This is a genomic window from Gordonia alkaliphila (assembly GCF_039542465.1).
In the GTDB taxonomy this organism is placed as follows: domain Bacteria; phylum Actinomycetota; class Actinomycetes; order Mycobacteriales; family Mycobacteriaceae; genus Gordonia; species Gordonia alkaliphila.
The window spans coordinates 169,703-181,501 of the sequence record NZ_BAABIE010000007.1; the positions used below are offsets into that span (position 1 = coordinate 169,703).

Consider the following 11,799-nt stretch of genomic DNA (forward strand, 5'->3'; position numbering starts at 1 on the left):
CGCACCGATCGGTACAATTTCCCGCAATGCGCTCCTCATCACTCTCCCGGTTCCTGCCCGTCGTACTCACCGCCGTCCTCGCCGTCAGCGGCGCGCTGATTCCCGCTGCGGCGTCGGCCGATCCCGGCTCGGCGCCCACCCCGACGGTCCTGCTGCCCACCGGCACCGTGCCCCCGGAATGCCCGCACGAGATCCACACCCCGCCGGCGGTCGACGATTCGGAGACCGTCGCGCCCGGGGCGACCACCCCCACTCCCCTGCCCGTGCCCGACCCGCCCGTCGGCGGCGAGCGCCTGGGCGAGTGCGGGATCGTCGCCGACCCGGCCGCCGGACCCACCCCGGCGGATCTCACCTCGCAGGGCTGGCTGATCGCCGATCTGGACACGGGCGCGGTGATCGCCGCGCGGGATCCGCACGGGCGCTACCGCCCGGCGTCGACCATCAAGGTGCTGCTCGCCCTGGTGGCACTCGAAGAACTGGACCTGAACACGCCGATCGAAGCGACCGCCAACGACTGGTCGATGGAAGGCGATGCCTGCGGCGTCGGACCCGGCGGGCAGTACACCACCCGCGACATCGTCACCGGCCTGCTGGTGGTGTCCGGCAACGACTGCGCCAACATGCTGGCCCGTGAACTCGGCGGCTACGACGAGACGCTGGCCAAGATGAACGCCAAAGCCAAGGCTCTCGGCGCACTGGACACGCGGGCGGCGAGCCCGTCCGGTCTCGACGCGGCCGGCATGTCCACCTCACCCTACGACCTGGCGGTGATCTTCCGCGCCGGCATGGAGAACGACGAGTTCGCCGCCATGATCGGCCTGTCGTCGTACCAGTTCCCCGGCTACCCGGCCCGCAAGGACGTCCCCGGCGACGAGGACCATCCCGCCTACCTGATGGGCACCTCCAACACCCTGCTGCGCGACGGCGTACCCGGCATGACCGTCCTCGGCGGCAAGACCGGCTACACCGACGACGCCCTCAAGACGTTCGTCGGCGCCGTCGAGAAGGACGGCCGGAAGCTGCTGATCGTGCAGATGTTCGGGCTCACCGAGGGCGACAACAGCTACCACGATCAGGCGGTCCGCATGCTCGACTACGGCTTCGCCGCCGACCCGTCGATCGCGGTGGGCAGCCTGGACACCGGCGTCGAGAAGACGTCCGGTGAAGACCAGCCCGCGTGGGCCGGCTCCGGCACCGATGCGGCCGCGATGGGCCCGCTGCAGCTGATCCTGGTGGGCGTGCTGACGTTGACCGCGGCCTCGCTGGTGGTGCTGGCCGTGCGACGTCATCGTCGACGACGCTGAGCCCCGCTGAGCGGTAGAAGCTCAGCGGTCCCGGCGGAGCCAGCCGTACAGGCCCGCGGCGGCCGCGCCGATCCCGGCCGCGGTCAGCAGGGCGCGGGCCGTGGGCGCCTCCGTCTGCTCGTACACCGGTGCCAGGACCACCGGTTCGCGCTCGGCCTCATCGTCCTCGTGCGTGTAGTCCACCAGTTGGTACCGCTCGTTGCGCGGGTTCGCCGCGATCCAGGCGGACGCGTACAGCACGATCTGCGAGGCCAGGAAGGCGAAGGCCAGCATGCCCAGGATCGGACCGAAGGCCACGCCCGCCGGGCTGTTCAGCACCGACTGCAGGTACAGGCCGCCGAGCGTTTTGAGTGCGGTGAAGATCAGCGCGGTGGCCAGGGCCGGCCAGAGGACCACGCGGACCGGGAGTCGGTGGCGCGGCAGTCGGGCCAGCACCACGATGAACAGCCCCCAGGTGCCCAGCACTGCGATCAGCTGGGAGCCCAGCTTGAGCAGTTCGCTGACATCGCCCAGGCCCAGCCACTCGGTCACCTTCAGGGCGATCGGCCCGGTGGCGATGACCGTCAGCGCGATGGTGAGGACGAAGACCAGACCGAGGACCACGAACATGCCCAGGTCCTTGACCTTCGCCAGGATCGCGTTGGTGCTCTTGCGGCCGCCCCACATGTCGGTGATGCCGGTGCGCACCAGCCCCATCCAGCCGATGCCGGTGAGGGCGGCGCTGACCAAGCCGATCAGACCGACCGTGCCGCGCGAGTCGATGGCCGAGGTGATGATGTCGCCGACCGTCTCGCCCAACTGGCCCGGCATCGCGTCGACCACTTCGCGCACCAGGGTCTCGACGACGTCGGGCCGACTGGCCAGCACGAAACCGGCGATCGAGAAGCTCACCATCAGGATGGGGACCAGCGCGAGGATCCCGCTGAAGGCGATGGCCGCGGCATAGGTGCTGCCCCGGCGCTCACCGTAGCGGGTGAGCGTCGCCAGGAGGTGCCCGAGCCACGGCCAGCGCGTCTTCAGCGTTTCGAAGAGCGCGACGGCTCGGGCCACGAGTGCTTTGATCCGGTCGACGATTGCTCCCATCGAAGCCGACGCTACCGTGTCGCGGGCGCGAAGCCGATCTTCTCGTACACATCGCCGAGGGTCTTGGCCGCGGTGGCGCGAGCCTTGGCGGCGCCGTCGGCGAGCACCTCAGTCAGCGCGTCGCGGTCGTCGAGCAGTTCCTCCACCCGCCCGCGCAGCGGCGTCACGAACTCGGTGAGGGCCTCGGCGGTGTCCACCTTGAGGTGGCCGTACTGCTTGCCCACGTAGCCCTCGACCAGAGCGTCGACGCTCGTACCGGTGAGCGCGGCCTGGATGGTCAGCAGGTTGGAGACGCCCGGCTTCTCCTCGCGGTCGAAGCGGATCTCACTGCCGCTGTCGGTGACCGCCGAGCGGATCTTCTTGGCCGAGCGCTTCGGGTCGTCGAGCAGGTTGATCAGACCCGCGTCGGACTCGGCCGACTTACTCATCTTGGCGGTCGGATTCTGCAGGTCGTAGATCTTCGCGTACTCGCTGACGATGCGCGCCTTGGGGACCACGAAGGTCTCGCCGTAGCGGGAGTTGAACCGCTGCGCGAGGTCGCGGGTCAGCTCAAGGTGCTGACGCTGATCCTCGCCGACCGGCACCTCGTCGACGTCGAAGGCGACGATGTCGGCGGCCTGCAGGATCGGGTAGGTGAACAGGCCGACGCTGGCCGACTCGAGGCCGCCCTTGGCCGACTTGTCCTTGAACTGCGTCATGCGGCTGGCCTCGCCGAAACCGGTGAGGCACTGCAGCACCCAGGTCAGCTGCGCGATCTCCGGGATCTGCGACTGGACGTAGATCGTCGACCGCTGCGGGTCCACACCGATCGCCAGCAGCTGGGCCACGCTGCGCAGGGTCCGCTCGCGCAGCTGCGCGGGATCCTGCGGCATCGTGATCGCGTGCATGTCCGGGATGAAGTAGAACGCCTCGTCGAAGTCGTCCTGCAGCGCCACCCACTGTCGTAGCGCGCCCAGGTAGTTACCGAGGTGAAACGAGTCGCTGGTCGGCTGGATTCCGGACAGGACGCGGCGCGGGCGCGGGGTGGGAGTGGTCATGACCCTCATTGTTTCAAACGGTTCAGCGCGCGAAGCGGGCGGTCACCGGTGCGTGATCGGACCAGCGCAAGTCGTAGGCGTCCGCCCGATCCACCCACACCTGCTCGGTCCGGGCGGCCAGCGTCGGGCTCGCGAGGTGGTAGTCGATGCGCCAGCCGGCGTCGTTGTCGAAGGCCTTGCCGCGCCACGACCACCACGCGTACGGACCGGCGACGTCGCCGTGGTGCTCCCGGGCCACGTCGACCCAGCCGGAGGCCATCCGCTTGGCGACCCACTCGCGCTCGTGCGGGAGGAAGCCGGCGTTCTTCAGGTTGCCCTTCCAGTTCTTGATGTCCCGCTCGTCCGGCGCGATGTTCCAGTCCCCGGCCACGACGACGTTGCCGCCGGCGGCGAGCAGGTCGTCCAGGTAGGGGCCGAAGGAGTCCAGGAAGCGCACCTTCTCGTCGTGCTTCTCGACGTCCTTCGGGTTCTCGGTGCGCGCGGCCCCCGACGGCACGTAGACGCTGGCCACGGTGATCGCGTCGGCGCCGGTGCCGAAGTCGGCCTCGAGGTAGCGGCCGAGGGTGTCGAACTCGTCGCTGCCGTAGCCGATCCGCACCGCGGTCGGCTCGGTCCGCGACAGCACGCCCACGCCCGACCGGCCGGCGACCGACGACTCGGTCATCGCCAGGTGCCAGCCCGCGTCCAGGGCCGGGGCGAGCGCGGTCCGCGCGATCTTCTCCGACGCCCGGATCTCCTGCAGCAGCACCACGTCCGGGGCGGCGGCGGTGAGCCACGGGAGCATGCCGAGGTTGTGTTCGTTCCGCTGCTTCACGGCGGCCCGAACACCGTTGACGTTGACACTGGCGACGGTCATCGATGCGCTGCTCACAGCCCAGCACCTTAGCCGCCCTGCGCGGTCACGCCGTGATCTCGTCGAGCGGAGCCTCGTCCTCCGACGGCACTTCCCCTGCTGGCGCTTCCACTCCTGGTGCTTCCACTGCCGGGGTTTCGACGGACGGAGCTTCGACTGCCGGGGCTTCGACTGCCGGGGCTTCGACCTGCGGCGTCACGACAGGCGGATCGATCGTCGCCGGGGCCGGCTCCATGAGCGGCGTCGGCGCCTCCGACGCCGCGGTCGGCGCGTCCGAGGCGAACCGCAGTGTCTCGGTGCCGGTGGTGGACGAGCTTCCGTCGCGCACCAGCTCGACCGCCTCACCCACCCAGTGCTCCACGAACCGCAGCGGCATGGCCGCGATCGACACCACGCTGCCCGCGATGCCCTGCAGGCTCTGCAACACCGCGGGCAGGTTCAGATCGCGCACGCCGTTCAGCAGGTCCTGGAACAGGAGCACGCTGGGCAGGTAGCCGCCGTAGCCCAGGTTCGGCAGTTCGGGCAGCAGCGTGAACACCGGCGTCACCAACCACTGGAGGTCGGACAGGTTGGCGTGCGGGAAGATCCCGTTCAGATTCGGCCGCAGGCTGAGGACGTCGATCACGTCGCGCGGCGGCAGACCGAGGGCTGCGCGCACCTGGTTCACCGCGTCCCGGCGGACTCCGCTGATCGCCGATCCGGCCGGGATCATGCACTCCACGTAGCCGACGCCGGCCCCGGCCTGCACGACGGCCGGGTCGGCCGCACACTGCCAGGTCCCGCTGTCGGTCACTGGGCGCCACATCCGCCACGGGTAGTAGCCGTGCTTGGTGAAGTAGCCGACCAGGCCGTCGATCGCTCCGATCGGATCGTGCAGCGGGTCGGGCAGATCGCAGATCGGATCCCCTTCGACGCAGAAGCTGGTCACCGGGACGTCGCCGAAACCACCCGCGCGCGCGCCGCTCATCGTGAGTCCGGGGAGCACGCCGAGCAGCGTCTGCTCGATGCCGCGTCCGCTCTCCGGCCCGTCCCGCCGGGGATCGGAGTACAGCTCCCCGGTCAGGCCGTCGGCGCTGATCCAGTACGACTCGCCGTCCGGGCCGACCACTTCGCGGTACGTCACGCCGTCGACGGTCTTGGTGGAGGTCGACGTCCCGACCGCGTTGAGCACATCGCCCGCCACACGCGCGCCCTGCGAGTAGCCGGCCACGACGACCGGTTTACCCGGGCATTCGGCCTGGTACTCCGCGATCGCCTGGGCGGTGGCCACGGTGCCGCGCCGCACGTCGTCGTCGTAGGCGACGGTGCCGACCGGCCACAGCTCGGTGGGATAGGTCGGCGCGATCACGCGGTAGGCGTTGTCACCCCGGTACGGGCTGTGGGGATTCACGGTCCCGTTGGCCATCTTGCCGGTGTACCGCTGTTTCACCCCGATGAGATGGTTGGCGCCCACATCGTTGGTACCGGCGACGGCGATCAACGCCCCGCCGCCGCAGTCGACCGGGTCGGCTCCGGCCACCGCGGGCAGCGCTCCGGCGCCCAGAACCGCGACCGCAGCGACTACCGCGGTGCCGCGTCGCGTCAGCGACCGCATCGGTCGTGCGTTCATGATGGATCGCCCCCTGCCCAGCGGAAATGGAGCCGAACGCTCCTCGCCTCCAGCGTCCGTCACCGCCGGTCCGACGGCTATCCTCCGTTCGGAGGAATGCCCCGGACGGCGGTCACCTGCGCGCCGCTCGTACCACAGTGCCGCGACCTGCGAAGAGTTAAGTTCACGCCCCTCCCTGGTGTTACCGGCTCGCGTCGGTGGTGCTATATCCTGAGGCGCAGGTCATGAGTGTCAGCGCCAAGCCCCGGCTCGCTGAACGGCAACCCTCCAACCGCGGTGGGGTGCTCCGGGTGATGACCTGGTCGTCACTCGACGTGACGACAAGCGCGGGTCCGAGGGGCGGACCCCTCACCGGGCAGTGCCCGGCCGACCGATAGAAAGTGATCTGACGTCTATGTCTGACGCCAACCAGTGGAGCTTCGAGACCCTTCAGGTGCACGCCGGCCAGACCGTCGGCGACACCAAGGCACGGGCCTTGCCGATCTTCCAGACCACCTCGTTCGTCTTCGACGACACCGACCACGCCGCGAACCTGTTCGCCCTGGCCGAGCCGGGCAACATCTACACGCGCATCATGAACCCGACGCAGGACGCGGTGGAGCAGCGTCTGGCCGCCCTCGGCGGCGGCGTCGCCGCGCTGCTGCTGGCCTCGGGCCAGGCCGCCACCACCTATGCGATCCAGAACATCGTGGAGAACGGCGGCCACGTCGTCTCCAGCCCCCGTATCTACGGCGGCACCTACAACCTGTTCGCGCACACCCTGCCGAAGTTCGGTATCCAGGTGTCGTTCGTCGAGAACCCGGACGATCCGGAGTCGTGGCGCGCCGCGATCCAGCCGAACACCCGCGCCGTCTTCGGTGAGTCGATCGCCAACCCGCACAACCAGATCCTCGACGTCGAGGCGATCGGCAAGGTGGCCCACGAGGCCGGGCTGCCGTTCATCGTCGACAACACCGTCGCCACGCCGTACCTGTTCAACCCGTTGGACCACGGCGCCGACATCGTCGTGCACTCGGCTACCAAGTACATCGGCGGCCACGGCACCTCCATCGGCGGCGTCATCATCGACGGCGGCACCTTCGACTGGCGCGTCGAGCGCGACGGTGAGAGCCTCTTCCCCGGCTTCACCCAGCCCGACCCCAGCTACGGCGGCGTGGTCTACGCCGACCTCGGCGCCCCGGCCTATGCCCTCAAGGCGCGCGTGCAGCTGCTGCGCGACACCGGTTCGGCCATCTCGCCGTTCAACGCCTTCCTGCTGTCCCAGGGCATCGAGACCCTGAGCCTGCGCGTGGAGCGCCACGTCGCCAACGCGCAGAAGGTGGCCGCCTACCTGGAGGCGCACCCGCAGGTCGAGTCGGTCACCTACGCCGGCCTGGAGTCGTCGCCGTACTACGAGCTCGGCCAGAAGCTCATGCCGAAGGGCCAGGGCGCGGTGCTCGGCTTCGAGATCGTCGGCGGCAAGGAGCCGGGCCGCAAGTTCGTCGACTCGCTGGAACTGCACAGCCACGTCGCCAACATCGGTGACGTCCGCTCCCTGGTGATCCAGCCCGCCACCACCACGCACAGCCAGCTGAGCGACGACGAGCTCGCCGCCGCCGGCATCAGCCCGGGCCTGATCCGCCTCGCTGTCGGCATCGAGAACATCGACGACATCCTCGCCGATCTCGACAAGGGCTTCGCAGCCGCGAAGGGCTAGGACCGAAGTAACCGTGAATCGCCCGTCGGACGGAATCTGAACAGTGTCGGTGAGTATCGACGCGACAGCGACGATCAGCGACCCCGACTGGACCAGTGGTCCGGACGGGGCGTCGATCGACGTCTCGATCGGCGACCTCGCGTTGGAGTCGGGGCGGCGGCTCGAGGATGTGACGGTCAACTTCCAGCGGTGGGGCACCCCCAACGCTCGGCGGGACAACATCATCCTCGCGCTGCACGCCCTGACCGGTAATTCCCACGTGACCGGCCCGCCCGACGACCGCTTCTCGATGGTCGGCTGGTGGGACGGTCTCGTGGGCCCGGGTCTCGTGGTCGACACCGACGAATGGTGCGTCGTCGCACCGAATGCGATCGGCGGCTGCTTCGGGTCCACCGGTCCGGGCAGCATCGCGCCGGACGGCAAGCCGTGGGGCGCCCGTTTCCCGCGCCTGACGGTGCGTGACCTCGTCGCCGCCGAAGCCAAGGCCTTCGAGTCGTTGGGCATCACGCGGTTCGCCGCGGTCACCGGCGGCTCCATGGGCGGAGCGCGCGCCCTGGAATGGCTCGTCACCCATCCCGAGCGGTGCGACTCCGGCCTGGTCCTCGCAGTGGGCGCCCGCGCCTCCGCCGACCAGATCGGCACCCAGACCACGCAGATCGCCGCCATCACCGCCGACCCCGACTGGCAGGGCGGCGACTACTACGGCACCGGCCGCGCACCGATGACCGGCATGGGCATCGCCCGCCGGATCGCGCACCTCTGCTACCGCAGCGACGGTGAACTCGACGAGCGGTTCGAGAACAAGCCGCAGGGCGACGAGGAGCCGCTGCTCGAAGGCCGCTACGCCATCGCCAGCTACCTGGAGCATCAGGCCGACAAGCTGAAGCAGCGCTTCGATCCGGGCAGCTATGTGGCCCTCACCGACGTGCTCAACAGCCACGATGTCGGACGTGGCCGCGGCGGAGTGACCGCCGCGCTCAACGCCTGCCCGGTGCCGACCATCGTCGTCGGCATCGACTCCGACCGGCTGTACCCGCTCTACCAGCAGGCCGAGCTCGCCGCGGAGCTGGGCAACTGCGTCGACGGCCTGCAGGTGGTGCACTCCAGCGCTGGCCACGACGGCTTCCTCACCGAACGCGAGCCGGTCGGCGAGTTGCTGGCTCGCACCCTGGAACTGGCGCGGCGCCGGCGCGACGACACCCGCGCCTGACCGCTCCCGGCCAGGCCTGTCCGGCCGGGCGTTCCGGTTCCCGCCGGACGCCGCGGCTGCCGCGACCCATCCGGCGCGGTGTCAGCACCGAATCCCTGGGGTACCCGTCCTGTCGACGAACGGAGCACCCCCATGGCAGATGCCGACGCATGGCCCGCACGTGAGGCGTCGACCCGATGACGGCCGCCGCCGCCTTCGACGCGGTGCTGGACCGCACGGTCGCACCGGGCTACTCCCGGTTCGGCTTCGCCGCCCGCCGACGCTGTTGGCCAGACGACGATCCGGCTCCCGGTGCCCTTCTCGGTCGCACCGCCCTGGTCACCGGCGCCAATTCGGGCATCGGCAAGGCGATCGCCGCGGGTCTGGCGGAGTTGGGCGCGACCGTGCTGATGACGGTCCGCGACCACGAACGCGGCGAGGCGGCCCGCCGGGATGTACTGGCGCAACTGCCGGACGCGGACCTGGTGGTGGAGCAGTGCGACGTCGCCGATCTCGCCGCGGTGCGCCGGTTCGCCGACTCTTTGATCGACCGGCACGTCCGGCTGGACCTGGTCATCCACAACGCCGGGGTGCTCCCCGCGGAGCGCACCGAGGGCCCGGACGGGCACGAACTGTCGTTGACCACTCATGTGCTGGGCCCGATCCTGCTCACCGAACTGCTGCTTCCCGCGCTGGCCGCGTCCCCGGATCCGAGGGTGGTGCTGATGTCGTCGGGCGGCATGTACGCCCAGCCGCTGCCCGACGGCGACGTGGAGTACCGCTCGGGCGAGTACCGGGGCGCCGCCGCCTACGCGCGCAGCAAACGCATCCAGGTGGCGCTCACCCCGCTGCTGGCCCAGCGTTGGGCTAGCAGCGGCGTGACGGTCGCGGCCATGCATCCCGGGTGGGCCGACACCCCCGGCCTGGCCGACGCACTGCCCGGCTTCCGGCGTCTGACCCGGCCGCTGCTGCGCACCGCCGAGCAGGCCGCCGACACCGCTGTCTGGCTGTCGGCTACCGAGCCAACTCCCCCGTCGGGCCTGTTCTGGCACGACCGCCGCCCGCGCCCCAGTCACTACCGGCGCGGCACCCGATACGACGACGCCGCACTGCACCGAGTGTGGCGACATTGCGCCGTCGCCGCCGGGCTCGCCCGGTAGGCCGACGCACCGACACCACCGTCATCGATGCCGAGAATCGGCCGACCGAAAGGACTCTCCCATGATCGACATGCAGCGTGAAGTGACCACCATGGCACCGCCGGCAGCGGTCTTCGATTACCTCGCCGACTTCCGCACCACCGAACAGTGGGACCCCGGCACCGTCCGCACGGTCCGCGTCGAAGGTGACGGCGGGGTGGGTACCCGCTATGCCAACACCTCGGAATTCCTGGGGCGCACCAGCGACGTGACCTACGAGGTGATCGACCTGGTCCCCGGCACCTCGATCCGGCTTCGGGGCGAGAATCACGCCCTGATCGCCCACGACACCATCACGGTGTCCCCGCACGGGGGCGGCTCGCTGGTGACCTACCGCGTCCAGTTCGACTTCCAGGGCAGCCTGCGCTGGGCTGAGCCGCTGCTGCGACTGGGCGTGCGCCGCCTGCTCGACAAGGGGGCGCACAGCATGGGTCGCGAACTGGCCCGCCTCTGACCTGTCGACCCACCCACCTCGCGATGTGCCGTGGGCCGCGGACGTGGAGGTGATGCGCGGGGACCTGAACGACCCGGCCTCCCTCGAGGCCGCTTGCCGGGACGTCGATGTGGTCTACTACCTGGTCCACTCGATGGCCGGCGGCGGCGACTTCGCCGACGCGGAACAGCGCGGCGCTAAGAACCTGGCGGCCGCCGCGCGGCGAGCCGGGGTCGGCCGCATCGTCTACCTCGGCGGCCTGCACCCGGCCACCGGGCATCTGTCGACGCACCTGAGGTCGCGGCAGCAGGTGGGCCAGATCCTGATCGATTCCGGGATACCCGCCCTGGTGTTGCAGGCCGGCGTGGTGATCGGTTCGGGGTCGGCGTCGTTCGAGATGATCCGTCACTTGGCCGACCGTCTGCCGGTGATGACCACTCCGCGGTGGGTGAATAACCGCATCCAGCCGATCGCGATCCGCGACGTACTCCACTATCTGGTGGCGGCGGCCACGGCGCCGCTGCCGCGCAGTCGGACTTTCGACATCGGCGGGCCCGATGTGCTGCGGTACGGCGAGATGCTGCAGGTGTACGCCGACGTGGCGGGGCTGCTCCGCCGCCGGATCCTGGTGCTCCCGGTCCTGACGCCGACGCTGGCCGGGCTGTGGATCGGGTTGGTGACGCCGATACCGCCGTCGCTGGGGCGGGCCCTGATCGAGTCCCTGCGCACCGAGGCCATCGTCACCGAACACGACATCGACGACGTCATCTCTCCGCCGGAGGGCGGTACCACCGGCTACCGGGAAGCCGTGGCGCTGGCGCTGGCGCGCATCGAGAACGGCGAGGTGGAGACCACGTGGGCCAACGCCTCACCGACCGCCGCTCCGGCCGATCCCCTGCCGTCGGACCCGTCCTGGGCCGGCGACGTGGTGCACACCGACGACCGCTCCCTGGTCTGCGACGCCCCGATCGAGCGAGTGTGGCAGGTGGTCGAGGGCATCGGTGGCGAACACGGGTGGTACTCGTTCCCGCTGGCGTGGACGGTGCGGGGCTGGCTGGACCGGCTCACCGGCGGGGTGGGGTTGGCGCGGGGGCGCCGCGACCCGCACGTGTTGTACACCGGCGAGGCCCTGGACTTCTGGCGGGTCGAACGCATCGAGCGGCCCCGGCTGCTGCGGTTGCGCGCGGAGATGCGGACCCCGGGCGGCGCGTGGCTGCAGTGGGAATTGGAACCGCGCCCCGACGGCACGACGCTGCTGCGTCAGCGGGCCATCTTCTTTCCGAAGGGGCTCGCCGGCCAGCTCTACTGGTACGCCCTGGTGCCGTTCCACGGCATCATCTTCACCGGCATGATCGCCAACATCGCCGGCGCCGCGGACCGCTGACCCGGGCGTGAG

General features: G+C 70.2%; 10 protein-coding genes and 1 riboswitch. Of the genes, 6 read left to right on the forward strand and 4 right to left on the reverse strand.

Going from position 1 to position 11,799, the window contains the following annotated elements:
• The first annotated feature begins 26 nt into the window (after window positions 1-26).
• The gene (locus ABD989_RS09490; protein ID WP_345313283.1) at window positions 27-1,304 is read left to right on the forward strand and encodes a D-alanyl-D-alanine carboxypeptidase family protein; all 1,278 of its coding nucleotides are present in this window, start codon (window positions 27-29) and stop codon (window positions 1,302-1,304) included.
• A 21-nt stretch (window positions 1,305-1,325) separates the two neighbouring features.
• Here ABD989_RS09490 and ABD989_RS09495 read toward each other — a convergent pair whose 3' ends face one another.
• The 4 genes from ABD989_RS09495 to ABD989_RS09510 are packed head-to-tail and all read right to left on the reverse strand — an operon-like array spanning window position 1,326 to window position 5,886.
• Window positions 1,326-2,387, reverse strand: a complete 1,062-nt coding sequence (locus ABD989_RS09495) for a YhjD/YihY/BrkB family envelope integrity protein (RefSeq protein WP_345313284.1) — start codon at window positions 2,385-2,387, stop codon at window positions 1,326-1,328.
• Window positions 2,388-2,398: 11 nt separating this feature from the next.
• Window positions 2,399-3,424 carry a tryptophan--tRNA ligase gene (gene trpS, locus ABD989_RS09500; RefSeq protein ID WP_345313285.1) on the reverse strand — a complete coding sequence of 342 codons (1,026 nt, stop codon included), beginning with the start codon at window positions 3,422-3,424 and terminating at the stop codon, window positions 2,399-2,401.
• A 22-nt stretch (window positions 3,425-3,446) separates the two neighbouring features.
• Window positions 3,447-4,280 carry an exodeoxyribonuclease III gene (locus ABD989_RS09505; RefSeq protein WP_345313312.1) on the reverse strand — a complete coding sequence of 278 codons (834 nt, stop codon included), beginning with the start codon at window positions 4,278-4,280 and terminating at the stop codon, window positions 3,447-3,449.
• Window positions 4,281-4,323: 43 nt separating this feature from the next.
• A complete protein-coding gene (locus ABD989_RS09510) occupies window positions 4,324-5,886 on the reverse strand; it encodes a cutinase family protein (RefSeq protein ID WP_345313286.1) in 1,563 nt (520 codons plus the stop codon).
• 220 nt (window positions 5,887-6,106) lie between these two features.
• A riboswitch (SAM riboswitch) is annotated at window positions 6,107-6,219 on the forward strand.
• A gap of 61 nt (window positions 6,220-6,280) precedes the next feature.
• On the opposite strand from ABD989_RS09510, the gene ABD989_RS09515 reads away from it, so the two are divergent.
• The 5 genes from ABD989_RS09515 (at window position 6,281) to ABD989_RS09535 (ending at window position 11,787) form a co-directional block, all read left to right on the forward strand.
• The gene (locus ABD989_RS09515; protein ID WP_345313287.1) at window positions 6,281-7,582 is read left to right on the forward strand and encodes a bifunctional o-acetylhomoserine/o-acetylserine sulfhydrylase; all 1,302 of its coding nucleotides are present in this window, start codon (window positions 6,281-6,283) and stop codon (window positions 7,580-7,582) included.
• A gap of 43 nt (window positions 7,583-7,625) precedes the next feature.
• Entirely contained in the window at window positions 7,626-8,792 is a 1,167-nt protein-coding gene (gene metX / locus ABD989_RS09520) for a homoserine O-acetyltransferase MetX (protein WP_246994811.1), read from the forward strand.
• 176 nt (window positions 8,793-8,968) lie between these two features.
• Window positions 8,969-9,931, forward strand: coding sequence for an SDR family NAD(P)-dependent oxidoreductase (locus tag ABD989_RS09525; protein WP_345313288.1), 963 nt, complete (start codon window positions 8,969-8,971; stop codon window positions 9,929-9,931).
• A 61-nt stretch (window positions 9,932-9,992) separates the two neighbouring features.
• Window positions 9,993-10,424: an SRPBCC family protein gene (locus ABD989_RS09530; RefSeq protein WP_345313289.1), complete on the forward strand. Its 432-nt coding sequence runs from the start codon at window positions 9,993-9,995 to the stop codon at window positions 10,422-10,424.
• Window positions 10,342-11,787: an SDR family oxidoreductase gene (locus tag ABD989_RS09535; protein WP_425556514.1), complete on the forward strand. Its 1,446-nt coding sequence runs from the start codon at window positions 10,342-10,344 to the stop codon at window positions 11,785-11,787. Before ABD989_RS09530 ends, ABD989_RS09535 begins: the two co-directional genes overlap by 83 nt.
• The last annotated feature ends 12 nt before the right edge of the window (window positions 11,788-11,799 follow it).

What these genes read in the sequence shown, in the direction of transcription:
- ABD989_RS09490 (WP_345313283.1), top strand. Translation starts at nt 27, where the DNA reads ATGCGCTCCTCATCACTCTCCCGGTTCCTGCCCGTCGTACTCACCGCC.
- ABD989_RS09495 (WP_345313284.1), bottom strand. Translation starts at nt 2,387, where the DNA reads ATGGGAGCAATCGTCGACCGGATCAAAGCACTCGTGGCCCGAGCCGTC.
- trpS (WP_345313285.1), bottom strand. Translation starts at nt 3,424, where the DNA reads ATGACCACTCCCACCCCGCGCCCGCGCCGCGTCCTGTCCGGAATCCAG.
- ABD989_RS09505 (WP_345313312.1), bottom strand. Translation starts at nt 4,280, where the DNA reads ATGACCGTCGCCAGTGTCAACGTCAACGGTGTTCGGGCCGCCGTGAAG.
- ABD989_RS09510 (WP_345313286.1), bottom strand. Translation starts at nt 5,886, where the DNA reads ATGAACGCACGACCGATGCGGTCGCTGACGCGACGCGGCACCGCGGTA.
- ABD989_RS09515 (WP_345313287.1), top strand. Translation starts at nt 6,281, where the DNA reads ATGTCTGACGCCAACCAGTGGAGCTTCGAGACCCTTCAGGTGCACGCC.
- ABD989_RS09525 (WP_345313288.1), top strand. Translation starts at nt 8,969, where the DNA reads ATGACGGCCGCCGCCGCCTTCGACGCGGTGCTGGACCGCACGGTCGCA.
- ABD989_RS09530 (WP_345313289.1), top strand. Translation starts at nt 9,993, where the DNA reads ATGATCGACATGCAGCGTGAAGTGACCACCATGGCACCGCCGGCAGCG.